Raw genomic sequence first — 21,895 nt, 5'->3', positions numbered from 1 at the left:
ATCATACACCAATACCTTGTGTGTCATATTCCAGTGCAAAATTGTCAAATCCAGCAATAAACCATTTGTCTAACGCATTTAATGATTACAAAACATTGAACTTTATAAATTAGCAGGAGAATATAAAATTAGTGATTATGAAAAAAATATTTATTTGCTGTTTATTCATTGGAATATTTGGAATTAGTTACGGGCAAGATTTTTCTCGACAAGCAGATAGTTTGAAAAATGAAGGATTACTTATGCCTGCTTTACAAAAGCATTACGCAGCCTTAGCACAAAATACGTCAACAGAAACACACTATAAAATGGCTTCAATTTATGCGCTTTTATGGACTGCTCAAGCAAGAGACTCTGCATTCGTTTATTTAAATTATGCACTAAAAAAAGATTCAACTTTAAAAGTTCTTTATGAGCCAACTTTTTTAAGTTTAATTGACGATCAAAGATGGAAAGACATTGAAGAGTCTCAGTTAAGCAAATATGAAATAGCAAATGAACCTATTAGAAATAAACCATTTGCTCGGGAATTATTTAGAATGATTATCAAAGATCAAGGGTTTATGTATGTAGGTAATATTGAAAGAAAAAAGTACATGCAAAATGGAGGCTATTTTAGCACAGCTGCAATCTATCCTATTCTTGCTATGGAAGAAAAAAATCGTAACGAAAATATTGAAAAACTATTGGAGCTTCTAGACAAAAATGGTTGGCCGACGGCTTCTAACGTTACAGAATATGCAGCAGCTGGTGCAGCTCTTATTATTAATCACACTAACTATGAAATTAGATCTAAGTATTTTCCTATGCTAGAGAAAGCTTTTAAAGAAGGTGAAGCACAACCGCTACGATATGCCAAGATGAGAGATCGCCTGCTAGTAGAGGAAGGGAAAGAACAGCTGTTTGGAACACAATGGAAATTCGAAAATTCTAAACGTTTGCCTCACCCGATTAAAGAACCCGAACATGTTGATAAACGAAGAGCTGAAATAGGATTAGGTCCTTTAAGTATTTATTTGAAAGAAAGATTTGATATTGAATGGAATGTTGAACAGAAAAATTAATTTTTTCTAAATTCATCTATAACTGTGAAGTATTAGATATGAAAAATATTTGATTGAATCATAAATGACATTTTAAGAATAAATACGCCATACAACACCATACATAATTCATTGCTGTTTTTGGCTGAGTAGAAGATTATTTCCTACAAATTACTATCTTAGTCTCAACGGAAAAATTTCAGTTCAACAGCTCACGTTTTTCCCACGGAACATCAGCCGCACACGCGAGTTGTAAAACCGCAACGAATTATACATAATTACGATGTAGACAATTAAAAATGATGAGATTACACAAAATAATTGCGATACTTTTAATTTTTTCTTCCTGTCATTCAAATACAGAACGAAAAGAAACTACCGAAAATAACAATTGGTATAAAGGCCCAATAATAGACATGCATATGCATGCAGAGAGCAATAACACATTGCCACCTGAAAAATTAGCATTGTGTTTACCTCTTTCAAATTTAGTTCCACACTTTGACCCAAAGGAAGAATTTGGAAAAGTTTGGGACTCTACGTTGAAAAGCCCAAGATGCAAAACACCAATTTATTCATCAACAACATTTGAAGACTATAGTTCAAGAATACAAGACCAACTAAATAAATTTAATGTAAGACCAGTAGTAAGCGGCTCTCAATCTATTTTGAAAGAGTGGTCTACAAAATTCGGAGATAAAATAATACCGAGTATAGAGTTTAACCTAGAAAGGGATACCATTTCTGTTGAAAGTTTAAAAACGATCATAAATACAAATGAGATAATGGTGTTCGGCGAAATATCTAATCAATATGCTGGAATAGCACCAAATGACCCAAGGATGGATTCTTATTATGCTATGGCAGAGGAATTAAATATTCCCGTTGCAATTCATTTGGGAACGGGAGCCCCTGGAAGCCCATATCTTTTCAGTCCTAAATACGTTGCAGCATATTCAAATCCATTGTTGCTCGAAGAAGTTTTAAAAAAATATCCACGCCTTCGTATTTCTGTTATGCATTATGGTGAACCATTTATTGATGAAATGATAACTATGATGTACCATTATCCACAAATCTATATTGATTTAGGAGGGATTCAATGGGCATATCCAAGTGAATATTTTTACGAATTTCATCTAAAAAAAATTATAAGTGCCGGATTTGGAAAACGAATAATGTTTGGGTCTGACACTTTCATTTGGCCAGAACTACTAGAAAAGTCAATTGAAATAATTAATAACGCTGATTTTTTAACTAAAGAACAAAAGGCAGATATTTTTTATAATAATGCCGCAAGATTCTTGAGATTAAAAAAATAACTATCTACTGCAATGGCTATAAGTAATTGCTTGTTCTCACTTACTTCTGAAAATCCTCCGGAATTTTCAGCTTGGCATTTACTTGCAAATTTAATTACTAACCCATGTAAATAATCATAGCCGAATCGTTGGCTGTAATATAAACTAACCGAACCGCAAGACGAATATGGAAGAAACTATTGCAAAAGAAAACTCATTTGAGGAATTTGAAAACATAAAAACGAGAAGGCGGAAAATGCTTCCGTGGTGGATTAAAATATTCTGTTGGATTTTTATGCTATTCGGAATCTTATCTTTTGTTTGCCTAATTCTTGGATTTACGAATGTAAAACCAGCTCTTGCATTTTACGGATTTGAAACTAATGAACCTTTTTCATTAAATGGCTTAATTGTAATAGCAATTGGAATTTTAAAAGGAATTACTGCATTTGGATTATGGTTTGAGAAAGATTTTGCTGTGAAAATTGGAAAAATAGATGCAATAATTGGAATTGCATTATGTGGAATCTCAATGCTTGTATTGCCTTTTCTTCAAGAAGGATTTAATATCACTATAAGATTAGAATTACTTCTACTAATTCCCTATTTATTCAAATTGAATAAAATTCAAAAAGAATGGGAACTGGCAATTTGAAAAAACGCTATGGCCAAAACTAGTTATATGAAAGCTTTAAAATCCCAATGTAAATGTCATTAAGCGAATTAGTCCAAAAAAGAATGTTTCTTCTGACCTTATTTCTGTTTGTCCTTTTTGGATTTTTTGGAGGAAATCAAAACATTGAAATAAATAAAACTATTGGCTGGGCTTGGGACTTAACAGGTTGGTCATTTTTTCTTAAAGCTTATTTTCTACCAAGTTTTTTAATGGGATATGGAATATTAGCTATTTTGAAATATACAACAAATGAAGCTTTGTCTTTTACTCATCTTTCTATAATCTTACTGATTTTTATTTTTGATCAAACAGCTTCAATTTCAATTGTGATGTTTGACACTCTATATTTAATATCTTGTATAACATTCCTGTATAATTTTATATGGTCGATTAGGAATAGAGAAAAATATTAAAGAAGCCAGCATGTAACAACTTGTATAATTGATTGCTCAATTGGTTAAGACAAGGAAAATTTCCTTCAAATTACTATCTTAGTCTCAACGGAAAAATTTGAGTATAACAGCTTGGGACTTTTTTTTCCAATTGAATTATATTCATGTCATAACTATTTTATATTTTGGTATTCATGAATCCTTTGGATTTCGCCGTGATCAGCTTATCCAAGCGCAAAGCGCTAGGCTGAAATTCCGAAACAAACCATACACATTTATGTTACCTGCAAGCTGAAAAAAAAATGAACAAAATAAACAAAACAACTGTCGCAGTTTTAATATTATTTTTGTGTCTTACTAAATTAACTGCACAAGAAAAAGTTTTTCCAAAAGATCCACAAGATGCTAAATTAGAAACTTCTGACATCGAAAATTTTTGGAAAGCTTTTGATTCTATGGATAGTTCAAATGGAAACCCTTTTGAATTATATATCAAAAACGGAACAGTTGGACTTCAAGGCTTTATTCAATTCAGAATAATTAATGCCGATTCGATGCTAAATATGGTTAAAAGACGAAAGCAAGATTATGAGAAGATCAGAGGAATTGAAGCTAAAATAAAAGAAGTAGAAAAAAGAATCAAACCATATTTCTATGCATTGGAGTATTGGTATCCGTATTCAGTTTATCCACCTGTGTATTTTGTCGTTGGACGGTTTAACAGTGGAGGAACAACATCTGAAAACGGATTGTTAATTGGAGCGGAAAAATTGACATCATTAGATCATCTTCCAGAATTGATAATACATGAATCTATACATTTTCAACAAAAGTGGCCAGAAGGAGGACAAACCAATTTACTTCAACAATCAATCCTAGAAGGAATGGCAGATTTTATCGCAGAATTAGTTACTGGAATAAAAGGAAATCAAGAAGCAAATAAGTATGGGAACGAACACAAAGAGGAACTATGTAGAGAATTTGTTGGAAAAATGCATGGAAATGATATGCAGGATTGGCTTTATCAAACGAGTGGAAAAGATAATAGACCAAATGACTTAGGTTATTGGATCGGATACGAAATTGTAAAAGCTTATTTTGACAAAGCTAATGATAAAAAATTAGCAGTAAACCATATTTTGAATATTGAAGATTACGACAGATTCTTAAAAGAAAGTGGATATTTGAAAAAATATATGGACTAAAGTCAACAGCTAACATCATGCATAATTCATTGCGGCTGGTTAGTTAAGTACACTATTTATTCCTGCCAATTACTGTCGGCGTCTCAACTGAAGAACTTGAGCTTAACAGCTTGCGCTTTTGCGTCGGAAATCCAGCCACAATCGTGCGCCGAATTTTCGTAACGAAACCCGAGCCAAGACCGTTAAGTTTCATTATAACCAATCAATAACCAATGATAAAATTCTTTAGAAAAATAAGACAGAACTTACTTTCAGAAGGAAAGACCGGAAAGTATTTAAAGTACGCCATTGGAGAAATTATTCTTGTGGTTATCGGTATTTTAATTGCATTATCTATTAATAATTGGAATGAGAGAAAAAAGGAAAAAGAAGGATTAAATCAATATTTATCTAGTCTAAAAGAAAACATTAAAGAAGATATTCAGGTGTTAGACTCCCTCATTAAAAGAAGAGAACTTATAGTAAATCGGAGTAAAAAAGAACAACTTAATTTTTTAAATAAGACATTTAATTTTGATGACACGCGTTGGGCCTTATCATCTTATGTAGACTTTTATCTTCAACCCAATACCAGTGCATATGATGCCTTAAAAAATTCACCATATCTAGGAAAAATAAATGGTTCTAGTTTAAACAATTTAATTATCGACTATTATGCTAAAACGTACCAAATACACGAAGCAGAAAAAAGTTATAATGAATTTTTAGAAAATTTAGAAGCCAAACAGGCCTATGATCTTGATAGATCATTAGTGATGGCATATATTTGGATGGACCCTGAACAATTAAAAAGCACTAAAACAACTCAAGAAGAAATTGAAAATGTATTTGAAAAGATGCATCATTCTGTGGCATTCAGAAATATTGTAAGTCAAGCCGTAAATCAAGAAAAGGGCATTATAGCACCCTATAAAGAAGCAAAAATAATTGGTTTGAATATCATTTCCGAAATAGATAACATCGTAGAAATTGAATATTAGCCTTTTTCCATTTCTCAAATACATAACGAAAGTACAACACCGTGTAAAAACAATTACCTGGTTCTTGCCTACTTCTGAAAGTTTGCTGCCGCACAACTCGCAATGTGTGCAGGTGGCTCGCCGATTTTCACTTTGATCTGTACTTGCAAAGTTACGTACTAACCCAGACAATTACCCATACCCGAGTTCGCTTTGTGCCACGCTAAAAACCCGTTAAATTCATATAATTCGTCCAGAATTAAAACTAAATACAGAATCTCTGAAATCGTTAAAAACAGACGTAATTATCCAAACAAAAATCTTGTTGAAATTTAGGAGCCTATTATGGTCAATAGCTTTTAGATCTTGAATTGTGCTAAATTGTAGAAAAGGGATTTGATTGGCCGAGGCACTACTCGTAGCCTTTACGTGGTCATCCGTTTTGTTGCCGTGGTACATTACCCTGAGATAAAAGTATACCGCAGAGTATACCTCTTCAGAAGAAATCCTGCCAAAAAAACCAGATATTCTAGCTTAAACAAAAAAGCCCATTCAAACAAACAAGCTTCTCATCGGTCTATTTTTAAACCACTTCTTTCATGTTTGTTGCTAATTCAACAAGCCTATCCTTGCTTGTTCAAGATTTCATCATAACTGTATGACTTTATTATTGCGTCATTTGTTTCCTAGTCTGGCATAAATAGCATCCAAACATCATTTCTTCGTGTTCAAAATTTTAGTATCATCATCGCTTGATGAACTCGTTTCCAAGGCTAAAATGCGTGCTTCCAATGCCTTGTAGGCCGACAACTCTTCTTTTAATGCTTCAATTTGAGCTTGTTGTTCTTGTACAGCTTTTACCAATACCGGAATAAAATCATTGTAGCGCACGCTCATAAACCCCTTGTCGTCAGTAGACAAGAGTCCTTGATCTTCATAATTTAAGTCTTGCAAGACCTGTTTCAAATCTTGAGCAATAAAACCTATTTCCCTTGTTTGGCTCTCATTATCCTTTCGGATATAATCTACCGGAATCAATTTTTCAATCATATTCAAGCCATAAGACAACGGACGGATATCATTTTTCCAGCGTCTATCAGAGGTAACCGTCCATGCTACTTGAACGCCGGCATAGGTAATATTGGCATTTCCAATTTTTATTTGGTTCGATGCCGTACCGTCTGGCACTTGCGCATTGTAACCAATTGTGATATTATTACTTCCTGTGGTGATTCCAGTTCCTGAGCCATACCCGACACCCACATTTAAGTTCCCCGTGGTATTGCCATTGAGTGCTTCGCCACCAAAAGCCGCATTATTAGCGCCAGTGGTATTTGATTTTAAAACTCTAAAACCGCTGGCTGTATTTAACCCACCAGAGGTATTCGCATTTAAAGCTAAATACCCTGAAGCCGTATTTTGGTAACCGGTGGTATTTGCCCCTAATGCATCAGTACCCATAGTTGTATTTTGATAGCCAATGGTATTGTCATCTAAGGCAAAGGCACCCATAGCCGTATTCTCATAACCGGTAGTATTTGAGAACAAAGCCTTAAATCCACTACCGGTATTATAACTGCCTGTAGTATTACTTAATAAGGAAATATATCCAAAAGCAACATTAAAGTTTCCTCCTGTATTGTTAAGAAGCGTGTTCACTCCGATAGCTGTATTAGAAATACCAGTTATGTTTGCAGAAAGTGCGCCATTACCTATTCCGGTATTATAATAACCCGTAGTATTTGAATTTAATGCGCTATTACCTACTGCGGTATTAAAATCGGCCGTATTATTTTCTAAAGCACCTTGTCCAATGGCAGTGGTGTTATTACCTGTGGTGTTTGAGGCAGATGCCCGATACCCAAAAGCCGTATTGCCGCTGGCCGTGGTATTTAATTTTAAGGCTTCAAACCCTGTGGCGGTGTTTTCTGCACCTGTGGTGTTTGAAGACAAAGAGAGAACTCCTGTCGCGGTGTTAAGCGTCCCTGTGGTATTTGCAAACAAGCTGCGATAGCCAACCCCTGTATTGCTACTGCCTGTATTATTGTAAAGGGACTCCCTCCCAAAGGCACTGTTTTCGATTCCTGTGCTGTTTGAAAACAATGCAGCACCTCCTACGGCGGTATTACCGCTCGCGGTAGTATTATTAAAGGAAGCACCCACCCCTACCGCGGTATTGTAGGAACCCATGTTTGAGGACAAGGCCTGCTCCCCCATAGCGGTATTATAGTTCCCGGTGACATTATCTTTTAGCGCAAGATATCCATTAGCGGTGTTTCCATTACCGGTGGTATTATTCTCTAAGGAAAGAACCCCTGTGGCCGTGTTTAGGGTCCCCGTGGAATTTAAAAATAAGGCTCGAAAACCAAGTGCTGTATTACTACTGCCTGTATTAAACACAAGGGCCTGCCTTCCAAAAGCACTGTTCTCGATTCCCGTAGCGTTTGTATACAAGGCATTATATCCCACGGCGGTATTTCCGGTTGCTGTTGTATTGTTAAACGCAGCACCATGACCAAAGGCTGTGTTTTCTACTCCTGTTGTATTTTGACGTAAAGCACCAAATCCTCCCGCTGTATTGTTACTTCCAGTGGTGTTATAAAATAAGGCGTCCATACCCAATGCTGTATTCCGAATTCCTTCTGTATTTAAGTAGAGTGTATTGATACCCATGCCAGTATTGGAGTGTCCAGTGGTATTGGTAGCTAAAGCATCGGCACCCACTGCTGTATTAAAACCAGCGGTACTTACACTACCAAGTGCATTCCAACCTATGGCCGTACTATAGCTGCCCGTTTCATTGGTAGTTAATGCCTTAAACCCATAAGCCGTATTTCCATTGGCTGTGGTGTTTAACTTTAAGGCCTCGAATCCTGAAGCGGTATTTTCTGCGCCTGACGTATTTGTCTGTAATGTATATGCTCCCAATGCAACATTCCCCTCACCGTAATTATTCGCCAGCGCAAAAGATCCGACTCCAGTAATATCATTTGCCCCATTAAATCGTAAGGCGTAATACCCTAACGCCGTAGTATAAAACCTCCCTCCACTCTCAGAGGCGTTTGATCCCACAGCGGTATTATACTCTCCACCATTGTCAAGCGTATTTATTCCTATGGCCACATTGTTAGAACCTGATAAATTGGAAAACATACTTTCACTTCCGATGGCGACGTTAGCAGATCCTGTCGTGTTAAAAAGTAAAGTGAATTTACCTACCGCGATATTATCACTTCCACTGGTATTATCTTTTAACGCATAAGAACCAAGCGCTGAATTATTAGAACCAACCGAATTGTTTAACATTGAGACTTGGCCAACAGAAGTGTTGTGATTATTTGAACCATCGTCAGCGTTTCCAGAACCATTGCCCAAAAAAACCGAGGTATTATCGGACTTCCCATCCAACAAATCATCTATCGCTTCAACTGTACCTCCACCCCCAAAAGGGACCCAGGTGGTGAGGGCATTGTCCCAATAATAAAATCCTTTAGCTGGGGTTCCGGCACCCGTGGCATAAATCAACATCCCATCTTGCAGGGCTGTGGGATTGATCGCCGGATATTCGTCTACCTTCGGTATTAGAATACCATCGGTGTTTGCTGGCGTCGCTTGGTTGCTCGCTTGTATTTCTAGCTGTGCATTGGGGCTTGTGGTACCAATACCCACTTGTGCCGCAGCAATGAAACAATTAAACAGGGCCAATACCAATACAATAACTTGTAAACTTCTTAATTTCATAATGACATCTTTTAAATGCTGATTTTCTACATGTTATACAGAAAAAAAATCATGTGTATAAAGATATCTATCCACCATTCACGTGTCAACCACATGATGATGTGGTTTTTTAGTTGAAATCTCTCAATTTTAAGCGAATTTCGATAAATTCTAAGCTACTGGTGAAGAATTTTGCATTCGATTTACTAGAAGCAGTACTTAAAGTTCATTATTGAAAGACTTCTTTATTAGCTCTGCCTTACTGTTGATATCTAAGAGGTTGTATATATTCTTGATATGGCTTCTAACAGTATTTAACGATACAAACAACTCGTCTGCTATAGCTTTATAGCTTTTTCCTGCAACGATACCATTTACAATTTCCATTTGACGATTGGTTAACACATTATCTCGTTCGCTTTTGGGCATATAAAAGTTTGCGATTTTTCTAGCGATTGAGGGTGACATATACGAACCTCCTTCATGTACTACAGACACCGCCTCTGAAATTTTTTCAAGGGATACTCTTTTAGATACGTATGAGCACGCGCCATTTGACAAGGCTTTAAAAATAATATCAGTTTCCTCAAACGTAGTGAGCATGATAATGTCTATGGCTGAACATACTTTTTTTATCAGCGGAATTCCTTCGACTCCAGAAATTCCCGGTAAGTTGATGTCTAACAACAGAATAGAAGGAGAAACGGAAAGCTGGTTTAGATCAGTTAAAAACGACTCTACTGAATTGGATACAACCACAATGGTTGTATTGGGTATTTGATCAAAATAGGATCTCAGACTATCTTGTATCAATACGTCATCTTCAATTATGGCCAGATGGATAAGGTTCATTGTTTCATTAGTAAAGAGATGCTAAAGTTAAATACTTCTAAAAGTTAAACAATAACATCTTCATGTGGTTTTTTTATACTATAAATGGCAATTCAATTTTAATTTCATAGCCGTTTTCCTGTTGAAAATCAATGGTCGCACCAATCTCTTTGGCGCGAAGTTTCATATTGGAGGTACCCAATCCTGTCGACTTTTTAGCCATAAAACAACTGCCATCGTCGCGAATAGAGATGAATCCTTTTCCGTTTATATTGGCTACTTTCAACCAAACATTTTTAGCATTTGAATGCCGAATGACGTTAGTGATTGCTTCTTTATAAATGAAGAAAATATGCTGTTTAATAGTAACCGACAGTTTTTTATTCAAATTAAGAGCTTCCTTTTCCATATGAAAACGTATACCCTTTGGAAGTAAAAGTTCTTCGGCTAGTTCTTCCATACGCTCCAGCAAATCTTGGGTGCGATCTCGCCGATTGTCGATGCTCCAAACCAAATCTCTCATACTTGATATGGCATCGCGACTCAATCTAGCAATCATCTGTAATTTACTTTTTTCATCCTTGTTAGCTTTCACCTCTAAAAGTTCAGATTGCATGGCAATACCCGATAACATCGACCCGAGATCATCGTGCAAATCACTCGAAATCTTTAAACGCAATCGTTCTACGGCAAGCAATTGCCTAACTCTAAGTCGATACAACCCATAAATTATGCTGGCCATACTTAGTAAGCACAACAATATAAACCACCATGTCTTGTAAAAAATAGGGCGTACACTGATGGGGATTTGCAAGTTGTTTTCTTGAAATCCGTTGTTCTCCCCTAGGTTTTTAACATTCAACACATAATCGCCAGCAGGTAATTTATTGTAGCGCACATACGGGTTGGTTCCCTGGAAAAACCATGATTTTTCAAATCCTTCTAATTTGGTAACATATTGATTGGCATGGTTTTTAAAATAGCTAGGGATGGTCCAATTCAATTGAAAATATTGATCGTAGGGCGATATGATGATAGGTTCTGGGTTTTTGTAGGTAAAATCGGTCACAAGCACGTCATTTTGCCTAGTATTGTATCGGGTCAATGCTGTAAATCGAAGTGGTTTGACGCTCACCTCTTCCACTAAATCCTTAGGATTGAACTGATTGATACCGTTCATGCCACCCATATAATATCTGCCATTTCTGGCTTTTAGAAATGATGTATAATTAAATTCATTATGCGTAAGCCCGTCTTCTTCAAAGAAATTTTGGAAAGTTTCAAGTTCAGAATTAAAAAGTGAAAGTCCTTGGTAGGTACTAATCACCAAATAGTCACGATCAAAGGGCAAAATACCCACAACATTATTGTTGGCCAAACCTTGTTCTGTATTGTACATCAAAATTCGTTTTTCATCAGGGAACAAATGGGCCAAGCCACCACCAAATGATCCCAACCACAAACTGCTGTCCTCGCTCTCGTGAATGGTCATAATATTATTGTTATTTAGCGGAGGGTTTGAGCCAATGTGGTAATGCTTTTCTACCGTTCCATCTAGATTTACTTTTAATAAACCATCATTGATGGTACCTATCCATATCCTATTAGACTGTTCACTTTCCAAAAAATATCTAAGATGCAGAATATTCTCGTACGAATTTCCTTTGAAAACCAATTCACTTTTACCGGTTACGGGATCAAATAATGTCAACTTCGATAGTGTAAATCCGAATAGTAATCTACCATCTTTCAGTGTAGTGATTGGATTGGGACCTGTGATATTCAACCTTGAAGTAAATTCCGGAAAAATGGTAGTATGCCCATCTTTCAATCGAATCTTTACGAGCGATTCATTTACGGTGTACACATATTCTTCATTCAAATCTGTAGTAAAAAATCGTGCGCCAAATAAAGGGTTTACCGATTTTGGATACGTTCCCCATAACTCAAGAGATTTTAACTGATTCCCTCTTTCATCAAAAACGACAAGAATTTTATCCCGCTCACACATAGCGATAACTCTGCCATCTTGTGTTTCAAAAATACTGCGCATACTATTCCCCCAACCTTTTTCATCCGATCTAAACAATTGCTTGAAAACATTGGGTTGTATATTTATTTTCACCAAGCCATTATCGGTAGCCACCCATAAGAGGCCGTCGTGGTCAATAAAGAATTGTTTGATACTCGTAAAATCGAGCACCTCTTGCATCGTCATACTAACATCGGTTACCTTTCCATTGCGATCCATTTTGTACAAAAAAACATCGCCAGCGAACCATAAATTTCCTTCAAGATCTTCTATGGCGTTGGTTATGTTTTCTGAGGTATCTAAGATTTTAAGTGTTTGTGCTGAGAGTGAATCCCTTTTATAAATTCCACCATTAATTGGAAAGAAGTAGCCTGTATTTTTTCCATCAAAAAACACATTGCCACCATAATTGGTGTCTTCGTTAATGGGCTCCTCCTGTATTTTATCTAATAGCTCATTTGAAGCCGGTAATATTGTAGTTTGGGTAGAGGTGCTTTCCTTCAAACGGTCCCACCATTCCATGTTGTATATCGTTTGTAGGTTACCCTTTTCAGTATAACATCGTGTTCCTCCTTGAATGGTGGTCCACCATAGATTATGATTTCCGTCGGAAACCAGTTTTGTAAATTCTCGCTTGGCTCTTTTAACACTATCAATCATTTGAAAGGTATTCTGTGTGTCTAATTTCTGAAGGTATTGCTGGGTGTTTTCTTTGTCTGACGTCCAATGGTTTTCTGAAACAATCCAAACCTGTTTTTTTTGATCGATGTGCAATTCGATAACACCGCCTTTGATACCTTGTTTTTCGTCAAATTTTTGGATGACATCATTCTCAATATTGAGTCTAAACAAGGTGTTGTTCGCAACATACCATATAAAATTAGGATGGTGATACAGTGTATTATGTCGTGTTAGTATTTCTTTACTAATAAAGTTGGGATTATTGGGATTACTATTGTACTGCTTGTAAGAATAGCCATCATACTTTATCAAGCCTTGAGACGTTCCAAACCACATAAATCCGAGGCTATCCTGAGCTACAGAAGTTACATCTCTAAATGGCAAACCTTCATTGATGGATAATGGCTCCATTTGAGATAACGTTTGAGCACTGAGCTGCACAAAAGAGATGCACAAACAAAGAGCAAACAATTTTAATATCCGTAACCTATATTGGTAAGTCCCCAAATTGCTATTTAAAAGTTCGATATTGCTTTAATATAGTTAAATTATACTTCAGTTATCTTGTTTTTCTGTAACAAAACGCTCCAATGAGTTACCCGGTATTTGATGGTACAATCTAGTCAAAAATTAAGCCCCTTCCAACATCACGCGAATGATTTCGCTTAAATGGTATAATTCACACTAACATAAATCCCCAAGAGCTGGTGTTTTTAACAAGCCACATACCCATTAGACTTAAACCATGCGAAACGAATATCTTAAATTTAGTAATCGAGGAGATTGGGTAAAAGCAATAGGCTATGTTCAAGGTGAAGTTGACCTTCACGTACATGTTAACATTAGAGACATTGCTTAATTCAATTAAAATAACTGAAGTACAAAATTAGCTGTAATTTAATGTCGTTGAATGGCCTTCGTCCAGTTCGCAATTCGTGATTATTTCCTCATCGAAATTCAACGCATTTTTGTTATCTTTCGACTTCTGCGGGAAGAATCCTGTAGATTTTTCCGCGACGAGCCATAAAAAATCGTTCTCACCAATTTGAACAAAGAAATGAGTAAAAATTTAATAGCACTTATTCTAATTTTTATGACAACTTGTGGAGTTGTAACTGCTCAAGCATCTGAACCTCTTGAACTTGTTCAAAAAGTTTTTACTGACAAAACGTTTGCTAAAAGGACAAATAAATATTCTACTGGAGAATATAAAGGTCATCCTAATGCCACTGACTTATCAAAAGGCACAAAACTATACTTTAGAATTCTGGATGAATCCGAGAGTACTGCTGTGATAAATGTCACAATTTTAGACAGTCTTGGAAATGGTTTTGACGCTTATACTCATCTTAAAAAAGACAAAGACTGGAAAATAGAAGCATTTAGGGCATTAGCAATGACCGGATTAATGGAAAAAGCGTTGTTGGAAATGGAAAAATTGACGGAGGAACAAATAGCTACTTTAATTCAACAAGATAATGAATCATTTAAATCAAAAGAAGACTTCTATCAACAATTAGAGCATATCAAATTAACTTTAGCATTAGACGATACCATAATCAAACACTTTGAAAAAAATCGAGAGAAATTTGAGGAATTGAAAAATGAACTTCAAAACACGAAAGTTGATAAAAATGAGCAGTCATACAGAAAAATAAACTTGGGAAAGCAAATCAAAACAGACTATAAAAAACTTCTAATCAATACTATTTCAACTGCCTATAATTGTGAAGGTTGTTTTGAGTTCTTGATTGGTGGAATGATTGACAATACTGTTGGATATTTGTATATCCCAAATGAACAAAATGTACCAAAAATGAATCCGAGCAGAATTATTATGATTAGAAAAATTGGAAATGGATGGTATTTATTTAAAACAACATAAAAAAAACTGGTACTGTCACCATGTATCACTAATTGCTTGGTCTCGCCTACTTCTGAAAATTTGCGAACGCACAGTTCTCAGTTCGAGCTGGTTTATTACTTATTTTCAGTTTGTTGTGTACGTTCAACATGAAGTACTAATCCACGCAAATACTCATAGCTTAAACCTTGCGTAACTATGAAAAAATCCGTGTTAGAATGAAAAATCTCATAATTTTAATTTCAGTATTAATTGCAAATGTCGCTTTTGGACAACCAAATCCGCAAGAGGGTTACCCAGAAAGAATAAAAGCTATCACAGAGCAATTAAAAACAGATTCATTAAACTATGAACTCATTTGGGAAAGACTAAATATGAAAGTAAATCTTATGGGTGGGTTTGATGGACAAGACGAAATATTTTCTCTAAAAAACGATTCAATAAAAATTGCAAAAAGAAGAGAACTTTATTTTGACGAATTCAATACAGATTTTAATAAAATCTATAAAAACATTATTAAAGAAAAAGTTTATGATACTATTGAGGAAAGCGATTTTTATCTAAACCGAATATGGTTTTATTACCAGATGGGAGAAATTGAAAAATCCATTGAGGATGCAAAATATTTAAGAGATTCAGCTTCTTACTCACGTTATTGGCAGAGAGGCGACTATTACAAGAATTGGGCACTGTACTCGCTATTCAATTTATATGTCATAAATGACCAGTACATAGAAGCTTTAAAGGCAATAGATACTATGCTAAAAGAGAAAAAAAAGAAAAATCCCAAAATATATTTTGCTGGTCATGGTAGTTCTCTAAGTTTTGGACACAAAATTCGTCTATTTGAACACTTCGATGAAAAAGATAAAATTATTCCTTTTCTCAAAGAAAGCTGTTCGGAACAATTTAATTGGTATTTTGAAAACACTGCGAATTCAAAAGATTATTACATTAAAACTGCCAAACATCAAAGCTTCTATTTTTTAAAACAATTGGTTGACTATATGAAAGCATACAATGACAAAGAGTTACCGAAATATGAAAAATTCTATAAACAGTTACGTTATCAATTGAATAAAAATTATGAAACTATAAATCCAAATATTAGCGATAAGGAATTAAAATTAATAGTGTCTCAAATATAAAGGAAACTATCAGCGACACACTACATCGCACAAGTTTAATGCGAGCGTAAGTGTTATATTTAAAAAGATGAACTCCTAACGAGCATATTGGCAAAGTGAGAGTAACACTCAGTCAAAATAGCAAGAGATCATTTGGATGTTGAAATTGAACTAAGTAATACCGACAAATAATTGTTGCCTACAACAATGTTTATGACTAATTAAAAAAAATGAAGCAAAGCTTAACTTACTATATAACCCTATTAGTTATTAAGCTAAAAGGAATCAAAAGAAACCTTAGCAATGATCCAATAGATTTCAAAAAAATCAGAAAAGAAGATGTCCAACAACCAAGCACAAGTTTTTTCAAAAAAAACGTATTACGGACGTTTAAAATTTCGGACTCATTAATTACAGAAATTGGGTTAGACCAGAGCTTTGACAAACTGTTAATTTTCATACCCGGAGGCGCATTTATTTCTGGCCCTGCACAACATCATTGGGATACGGTAAAAGAAATCGCAAAAAAAACGAAACATAAAATTTGGTTATGTAATTATCCAAAAGCTCCAGAAAATCAGATAACGAAAATTTCTGAAAATATAGATAATATCTACGCTTCAGCTATAAAAATTTATCAAGCAAATCACATTTCCTTTCTAGGAGATTCAGTTGGTGCCACTTTAACAACTGCATTAATTCAGCGGTTAATTATAAACAAAATAGAATTGCCAGCTCAACTAATTCTCGTTTCTCCTGTCATGGACGCAAGCATGTCTAATCCAGAAATAGCAACTTTAGAAAAAGTAGATCCAATGCTTTCAAAAACAGGCGTGCTGAGTGCCAAAAAGATGTGTGCTGGTAAAAAGGATTTGAAAGATCCAATAATTTCTCCTTTGTACGGGAGTTTTGAAGGGTTTCCAAATACAATTTTATTTCTCGCTCAAAACGACATTATGTATCCAGATGCAAAACTAGCTGAAATAAAGATGAGGAATAACCATGTCAACATTGAAGTGATTGAAGGAAATAACATGCCCCATATATGGCCTTTTCTACCAATAATGAAAGAAGCCAAAACCGCTTTAAATAGCATAATCAGAATATTAAAAACTAACCACAACAATGTTTAGACTACATTAAAACGCCAGTTTAAACGAGACTGTTCTAAACCATCTAAGCAAGTTAAGAACAGTCGTCACAAATCCCAGTCAAAATACAATTTGCATTTTGAACTTCATAGCCATTGGGAACTGAATACTCAACAGGAATTTGCAGGCATTCAACCGTATCACACGACAAACACCGAAAATGAAAATGATGTGACATACCTTCCTGTGGATGCTCACATTTTTTGCAAATTGCAAAATACTGTTTTCCATCTTCTGCAACTATTTTATGAACTATCTCATCCTCACAAAACCTATTTAATATTCTATAAATTGTCGCTCTATTAATCGCAATATCCAACTGCTTTTCAATAGCGTCTTGACTTAACGCCTTCTTTGAATTTAATAGTAAATGCATGACGGCATCCTTTGTTGGTGTATTTCTTCGACTCATATATTATTGCGAATTAGTTGCAATAATACAAAAAAATAGTATATTTGTCAAACTTTATTGCGACGTTGTCGCGTTATAATAGAAATTAATGACAAGAAGAGAAATAATAAAACTATTTGGAGTGTCAGGTCTGGTTCTTGCGCTACCTAAACCATTAACTCTCTTTGCACAATACCCGAACAATATGGATAAAAAAGAATTTGAAGTAATCATCATAGGCGGAAGTTATGCCGGACTTTCAGCAGCAATGACCTTAGGTCGCTCACTTCGTCAAACCTTGCTAATAGATGCAGGAAGCCCTTGCAATCAACAAACCCCACACTCACATAATTTTCTGACTCAAGACGGAAGTTCCCCAAAAGAAATCTCCAACATTGCCAAAAGTCAAGTATCAAAATACAACAGTATCAAATTCTATAACGGACTTGCAGTTAGCGGGAAACAAACGAATGGTGGATTTGAGATCACTACTGAAAAAGGGGATATTTTCACTTCAAAGAAATTGGTTTTAGCTACTGGAATTAAAGACATAATGCCTCCTATAAAAGGTTTTTCAGAATGTTGGGGCATTTCTATTGTGCATTGCCCCTAATGTCACGGTTACGAAATAAGAAACAAAAAAACCGCTATCATCGCAAATGGCGATAGAGCCTCGCATCTTACGACTTTGGTAAACAACCTAACGAATGATATTACTATAATAACTTCTGGAACCAAAGACTTTGAAGACAAAGATTTAAAAGTATTTAAAGAGAAAAATATTCAAACCATAGAGAAAGAAATTTCATTAATTCATCATCAAAATGGACAAATGGAGGAAATCGAATTCAAAGACGGCACTTCTCAAAGTTTTGATTGTGCTTATGGACCAGTTTCATTTGAACAAAATTCAACAATTATAAATGACTTGGGCTGTGAAACAGATGAAAATAGTTACATAAAAGTCGATTGGATGCAGAAAACCTCCATTGACGGCGTATTTGCCTGCGGAGACAACAGTACATTTATGCGTTCTGTAGCTAACGCTGTAAATTCTGGAAACACAGCCGGAGCTATGATTAATGGCGAACTTAGCAAAGTTGATTTTTACAAATGAAAAAAATGAAAAACACTGCCCATAACAAGGTGTATAATTCATGGCTATAGTTGGCTAAGAAGACGTATTTCTGCTATAATTTATTATCTTAGTGTCAACGGAAAAATTTGAGCTCAACAGCTCGTGTTTTTCACGCGGAATATTAGCCACATACGCTCGCTGTATATCCGCAACAAACCATACACAATTACGAATAGCGTTGCAGTACATTTAATAAAAACCTGAAATATGATACGGAACTATTGGAATGAAGCGTGGAAAGTCATTGAATTTGACGATGGAATTGCAGAAAATGAACATTTTAAAATCTCAAATTACGGACGAATTTTAAACTGTAAAGGCGACACCGAAACTGAAGTTAAAAAATCATACATCAATGGCTATCAAAATCTTCCACTAAAACAAAAAAACGGAAAATCTACCAGCAGATACGTTCACAAACTTGTGGCTGAACATTTTCTCAAACGGAACGATGGCATTTATGTCATCCATCTCAATTATGACAAAACCGATAATCATGTCGACAACTTAAAATGGGCGACCAAAAGAGAAAAGGAACTTCATCAATTCAACAATCCGAATTGGGAAGAAGTTGTGCAAAAAAGAAGTAAAAAAATTGGAAAACTAAACGAAGGAAAAGTAAAAATCATAAAACGCCAGTTGAAAAACGAAAAGAACAGAATCAATATGATTGCTAAACGTTTCGGAGTTTCAGACACGCAAATCCACAGAATAAAAAAAGGCGAAAATTGGAGTTCCGTTACTGAATATTAATCAATACATACACTCCAACAATGGCTTTGGTTCATTTCGGCTGAATGATACTTGTGTACTATTACCCTACGAAGACAAAGCCAAGACCTTTGTAGGTGATTTTGAAATGAACCATCAAGTGAAAGCATTAAGAATAAGTCTCATTGGAATTTTTACGCTAACTGCAATTGGAGCATTCTTATCCTCTGTTTATTTAATTTGGATAACGGCCTTTGGAGTTGGTTGGAGCGGTAAAAAAACCAGTCTGATTGAAATAATTTGGATGTGGAAAGGTGTAATTCTCATAACAATCTACTCCATAATAGCGAGCATTGGTCTGGCCAGAAACAATAAAATTGGAATTATTTTTGGTTATACAATTCCCTTTATATGTTTGCTCTACCCAGTTATTGATTATAGCTTGTTTGGTTCGAGTTCTCAAGATAACATTACAGCATATGATTTGTTAATCACATTGATATATCTAGGACTACCAACATTCGTTATTTTTGGAATTACTAAATTGAAAAAATCAGTTACCCAACTAAAATTGGCTGAATACATTCTAATTCTTGGGCTAATTTTATGTTTATTTTTATCATTCAAATTCATATAGGAAACATGAAAACCTTATTATTCATTTTATTATTCTCATCTATGTCAATGATGACATTTGCACAAGAAAAGAGAGTTATTTCGCAAATTGATTCAACAAAAACTCCCGAACTAGTATTAATTCAAGAATTGACTGTAAAAGCACCTATCGATTCGGTTTGGAAAGCTTATACCACAAAAAAGGGTTGGGAAAACTGGGCTGTACCTCTCGCAGAGGTTGACTTAAAAGTTGGTGGCGTTATCAAAACAAATTACAACGAACAAGGAAAAATTGGAGATAGTACAACAATTGTTACTCATATTATAAATTATGTACCAAATAAACTGCTAACTCTTCAAGCCGAAATAACTGATAATTTTCCTGAATTTATGAAAAAAGACGCCAAGGATTTTTACAATATTATTTATTTCGATGAATTAGAAAATGGCCAAACGACTATTAAATCATTTGGAATCGGTTATAAAAACAGTCCAAAATATCTGGCATTGATGAACTATTTTATTCCTGCAAACGAAAAAACTTTAATGAAGTTAATAGCTTATTTAGAAGGGGATTGAAAATTAAAAACTTCAGACAAGAACCTATATCGTTTATGATGACAAGTGTTTAAGACAAGATATTTTTTTTCTATAAGTTACTATCTTAGTCACAAAATATTTAAGCAAAACAGCTTACGTTTTTCATAGGAACGTCAGTTGAACAAGCAAGCGGCAATTCCGAAGCAAATCATTCATAAAACCCTTACCACACAGATGACGAAAAGCATACTCAAAATAACAATCCTACTCACTTTGATCGTAAGTTGTTCGCCTTTAAAGCGATTAAAAACAGTAACACAAGGAAAGGTTGAACAAAAACACTATTTGGAAGAGATCCCATTTCATTATGACTATAGTTCAATAATTATAGAAGTAATGATTGATGGTCAGGCATATAATTTTATGTTTGATACAGGAAATGATTTAACAAGTATTGATAACGAATTAATATCGAAAATCAACACTAAATCTAATAATGTCAGTAATGAAATCTCTGATGCTAGAAATATTAAAAGCAATAATGAATACATTTCTATTGATAATATTAAAATAGGAAATATTCAATTCAAAAATATTGGAGCACAAATATTTGACCACTCGCCATTTGAACAAGTGTTTAGTTGTGGGAACAAAATTTCAGGAATCATAGGAAGCAACCTCATGAGAAAAGCCATGTGGCAAATCGATTATAAGAATAAAGTTATAAGATTTACGGACAGAATTGAGGTTTTCGACCTATCAAACACCTATAAATTCAAAACGAATTCAGGAAGATATGGCGATGCCAAAATTGCGATTAAACTGAATGGTATTTCTTCCGATTATACATTTGACACAGGTTATTCAGGTTTCATTTCAACAAACTTAAACACTTTCGAAAATTTAAACGCCACCAACACCATTCAGAACACAAAGGCTTTAGTTACTACGTTCACAGCAAATAGCGCAAGTTTAGAAGAAAAAATCTATGGTTATATAAGCAATATTCAATTAGGTGCTATTCACATTCAAAATAAAATCGTCGGATTCGGCAAAAACCAATCTAATTTGATCGGTAATGAGTTTTTAGAAAATTATTTAGTCACTTTGAATTGGAATGACGAAATTTTTTATTTGAAACCTGTAAAGGAAGTACTTAATAATGAACTAAGTAAATATGAATACACATTTGCTCCTAATTATGTCAGTAATAAATTTTCGTTTTTCAATCAATGGGAAGACCATAAGCTTACTAGTCCAATCAAACTAAATTCAGAAATTATATCCATTAATGGTATTGAAGTAAGTAACCTAACCAATGAGCAATTATGTGACATTTGGAAGCATCAGAAGAACGATATCTTAACGGAAACTGTAGAGATTGAAATTTTAGAAAATGAGGTAAAGAAAAAAATCGCATTGACAAAAAAACAACTACTTCCAAAATAAATGCGGTCGTCAACCAGGTGAATCGTTAATTTTAGTCATTCGCTACGTGGAAGAAATTCTATTAAAAAT

General features: G+C 34.8%; 17 protein-coding genes and 1 pseudogene. 14 read left to right on the top strand and 4 right to left on the bottom strand.

Features of this window, described 5'->3' with window-relative positions:
* Positions 1-137: 137 nt before the first annotated feature.
* The 6 genes from ACU8DI_RS11130 (at position 138) to ACU8DI_RS11105 (ending at position 5,597) form a co-directional block, all read left to right on the top strand.
* The gene (locus tag ACU8DI_RS11130; protein ID WP_447112851.1) at positions 138-1,064 is read left to right on the top strand and encodes a DUF6624 domain-containing protein; all 927 of its coding nucleotides are present in this window, start codon (positions 138-140) and stop codon (positions 1,062-1,064) included.
* 278 nt (positions 1,065-1,342) lie between these two features.
* The gene (locus ACU8DI_RS11125) at positions 1,343-2,365 is read left to right on the top strand and encodes an amidohydrolase family protein (protein WP_447112850.1); all 1,023 of its coding nucleotides are present in this window, start codon (positions 1,343-1,345) and stop codon (positions 2,363-2,365) included.
* 166 nt (positions 2,366-2,531) lie between these two features.
* Positions 2,532-2,999 (top strand): hypothetical protein, encoded by a 468-nt coding sequence (locus tag ACU8DI_RS11120; RefSeq protein WP_447112849.1) that lies wholly within the window; start codon positions 2,532-2,534, stop codon positions 2,997-2,999.
* 53 nt (positions 3,000-3,052) lie between these two features.
* The gene (locus ACU8DI_RS11115; RefSeq protein WP_447112848.1) at positions 3,053-3,433 is read left to right on the top strand and encodes a hypothetical protein; all 381 of its coding nucleotides are present in this window, start codon (positions 3,053-3,055) and stop codon (positions 3,431-3,433) included.
* Between the two features lie 281 nt (positions 3,434-3,714).
* Positions 3,715-4,617, top strand: coding sequence for a gliding motility protein GldB-related protein (locus ACU8DI_RS11110; RefSeq protein WP_447112847.1), 903 nt, complete (start codon positions 3,715-3,717; stop codon positions 4,615-4,617).
* Positions 4,618-4,829: 212 nt separating this feature from the next.
* Positions 4,830-5,597 carry a DUF6090 family protein gene (locus ACU8DI_RS11105; RefSeq protein ID WP_447112846.1) on the top strand — a complete coding sequence of 256 codons (768 nt, stop codon included), beginning with the start codon at positions 4,830-4,832 and terminating at the stop codon, positions 5,595-5,597.
* Positions 5,598-6,290: 693 nt separating this feature from the next.
* On the opposite strand, the gene ACU8DI_RS11100 is transcribed toward ACU8DI_RS11105, so the two are convergent.
* The 3 genes from ACU8DI_RS11100 to ACU8DI_RS11090 all read right to left on the bottom strand — a co-directional run bounded on the left by ACU8DI_RS11100 (position 6,291) and on the right by ACU8DI_RS11090 (position 13,251).
* Complete coding sequence (locus ACU8DI_RS11100) at positions 6,291-9,317, bottom strand: tail fiber domain-containing protein (RefSeq protein WP_447112845.1); 3,027 nt, start codon at positions 9,315-9,317, stop codon at positions 6,291-6,293.
* Positions 9,318-9,515: 198 nt separating this feature from the next.
* Positions 9,516-10,148, bottom strand: coding sequence for a response regulator (locus ACU8DI_RS11095; RefSeq protein WP_447112844.1), 633 nt, complete (start codon positions 10,146-10,148; stop codon positions 9,516-9,518).
* 73 nt (positions 10,149-10,221) lie between these two features.
* The gene (locus ACU8DI_RS11090) at positions 10,222-13,251 is read right to left on the bottom strand and encodes a ligand-binding sensor domain-containing protein (protein ID WP_447112843.1); all 3,030 of its coding nucleotides are present in this window, start codon (positions 13,249-13,251) and stop codon (positions 10,222-10,224) included.
* A 634-nt stretch (positions 13,252-13,885) separates the two neighbouring features.
* On the opposite strand from ACU8DI_RS11090, the gene ACU8DI_RS11085 reads away from it, so the two are divergent.
* The 3 genes from ACU8DI_RS11085 to ACU8DI_RS11075 all read left to right on the top strand — a co-directional run bounded on the left by ACU8DI_RS11085 (position 13,886) and on the right by ACU8DI_RS11075 (position 16,964).
* Complete coding sequence (locus ACU8DI_RS11085) at positions 13,886-14,725, top strand: hypothetical protein (protein ID WP_447112842.1); 840 nt, start codon at positions 13,886-13,888, stop codon at positions 14,723-14,725.
* 197 nt (positions 14,726-14,922) lie between these two features.
* Positions 14,923-15,852 carry a hypothetical protein gene (locus ACU8DI_RS11080; RefSeq protein ID WP_447112841.1) on the top strand — a complete coding sequence of 310 codons (930 nt, stop codon included), beginning with the start codon at positions 14,923-14,925 and terminating at the stop codon, positions 15,850-15,852.
* Positions 15,853-16,061: 209 nt separating this feature from the next.
* The gene (locus ACU8DI_RS11075; RefSeq protein ID WP_447112840.1) at positions 16,062-16,964 is read left to right on the top strand and encodes an alpha/beta hydrolase fold domain-containing protein; all 903 of its coding nucleotides are present in this window, start codon (positions 16,062-16,064) and stop codon (positions 16,962-16,964) included.
* 52 nt (positions 16,965-17,016) lie between these two features.
* On the opposite strand, the gene ACU8DI_RS11070 is transcribed toward ACU8DI_RS11075, so the two are convergent.
* The gene (locus tag ACU8DI_RS11070) at positions 17,017-17,394 is read right to left on the bottom strand and encodes a Fur family transcriptional regulator (RefSeq protein ID WP_447112839.1); all 378 of its coding nucleotides are present in this window, start codon (positions 17,392-17,394) and stop codon (positions 17,017-17,019) included.
* An 88-nt stretch (positions 17,395-17,482) separates the two neighbouring features.
* On the opposite strand from ACU8DI_RS11070, the pseudogene ACU8DI_RS11065 reads away from it, so the two are divergent.
* The 5 genes and pseudogenes from ACU8DI_RS11065 (at position 17,483) to ACU8DI_RS11045 (ending at position 21,826) form a co-directional block, all read left to right on the top strand.
* Positions 17,483-18,490 (top strand): annotated as a pseudogene (locus ACU8DI_RS11065) (NAD(P)/FAD-dependent oxidoreductase).
* A 228-nt stretch (positions 18,491-18,718) separates the two neighbouring features.
* Positions 18,719-19,264, top strand: a complete 546-nt coding sequence (locus ACU8DI_RS11060) for an HNH endonuclease (RefSeq protein WP_447112838.1) — start codon at positions 18,719-18,721, stop codon at positions 19,262-19,264.
* Between the two features lie 118 nt (positions 19,265-19,382).
* On the top strand, positions 19,383-19,859 hold the full coding sequence (locus tag ACU8DI_RS11055) for a hypothetical protein (protein WP_447112837.1): 477 nt from the start codon (positions 19,383-19,385) through the stop codon (positions 19,857-19,859).
* Positions 19,860-19,864: 5 nt separating this feature from the next.
* Positions 19,865-20,416 (top strand): SRPBCC family protein, encoded by a 552-nt coding sequence (locus ACU8DI_RS11050; protein WP_447112836.1) that lies wholly within the window; start codon positions 19,865-19,867, stop codon positions 20,414-20,416.
* A 195-nt stretch (positions 20,417-20,611) separates the two neighbouring features.
* Positions 20,612-21,826 carry a retropepsin-like aspartic protease gene (locus ACU8DI_RS11045; RefSeq protein WP_447112835.1) on the top strand — a complete coding sequence of 405 codons (1,215 nt, stop codon included), beginning with the start codon at positions 20,612-20,614 and terminating at the stop codon, positions 21,824-21,826.
* Positions 21,827-21,895: the final 69 nt, after the last annotated feature.

The organism is Psychroserpens sp. BH13MA-6, assembly GCF_052983595.1.
This window is presented reverse-complemented; position numbering and strand designations above follow the sequence as displayed.

What these genes read in the sequence shown, in the direction of transcription:
- ACU8DI_RS11130 (WP_447112851.1), top strand. Translation starts at nt 138, where the DNA reads ATGAAAAAAATATTTATTTGCTGTTTATTCATTGGAATATTTGGAATT.
- ACU8DI_RS11125 (WP_447112850.1), top strand. Translation starts at nt 1,343, where the DNA reads ATGATGAGATTACACAAAATAATTGCGATACTTTTAATTTTTTCTTCC.
- ACU8DI_RS11120 (WP_447112849.1), top strand. Translation starts at nt 2,532, where the DNA reads ATGGAAGAAACTATTGCAAAAGAAAACTCATTTGAGGAATTTGAAAAC.
- ACU8DI_RS11115 (WP_447112848.1), top strand. Translation starts at nt 3,053, where the DNA reads ATGTCATTAAGCGAATTAGTCCAAAAAAGAATGTTTCTTCTGACCTTA.
- ACU8DI_RS11110 (WP_447112847.1), top strand. Translation starts at nt 3,715, where the DNA reads ATGAACAAAATAAACAAAACAACTGTCGCAGTTTTAATATTATTTTTG.
- ACU8DI_RS11105 (WP_447112846.1), top strand. Translation starts at nt 4,830, where the DNA reads ATGATAAAATTCTTTAGAAAAATAAGACAGAACTTACTTTCAGAAGGA.
- ACU8DI_RS11100 (WP_447112845.1), bottom strand. Translation starts at nt 9,317, where the DNA reads ATGAAATTAAGAAGTTTACAAGTTATTGTATTGGTATTGGCCCTGTTT.
- ACU8DI_RS11095 (WP_447112844.1), bottom strand. Translation starts at nt 10,148, where the DNA reads ATGAACCTTATCCATCTGGCCATAATTGAAGATGACGTATTGATACAA.
- ACU8DI_RS11090 (WP_447112843.1), bottom strand. Translation starts at nt 13,251, where the DNA reads ATGGAGCCATTATCCATCAATGAAGGTTTGCCATTTAGAGATGTAACT.
- ACU8DI_RS11080 (WP_447112841.1), top strand. Translation starts at nt 14,923, where the DNA reads ATGAAAAATCTCATAATTTTAATTTCAGTATTAATTGCAAATGTCGCT.
- ACU8DI_RS11075 (WP_447112840.1), top strand. Translation starts at nt 16,062, where the DNA reads ATGAAGCAAAGCTTAACTTACTATATAACCCTATTAGTTATTAAGCTA.
- ACU8DI_RS11070 (WP_447112839.1), bottom strand. Translation starts at nt 17,394, where the DNA reads ATGAGTCGAAGAAATACACCAACAAAGGATGCCGTCATGCATTTACTA.
- ACU8DI_RS11060 (WP_447112838.1), top strand. Translation starts at nt 18,719, where the DNA reads ATGATACGGAACTATTGGAATGAAGCGTGGAAAGTCATTGAATTTGAC.
- ACU8DI_RS11050 (WP_447112836.1), top strand. Translation starts at nt 19,865, where the DNA reads ATGAAAACCTTATTATTCATTTTATTATTCTCATCTATGTCAATGATG.
- ACU8DI_RS11045 (WP_447112835.1), top strand. Translation starts at nt 20,612, where the DNA reads ATGACGAAAAGCATACTCAAAATAACAATCCTACTCACTTTGATCGTA.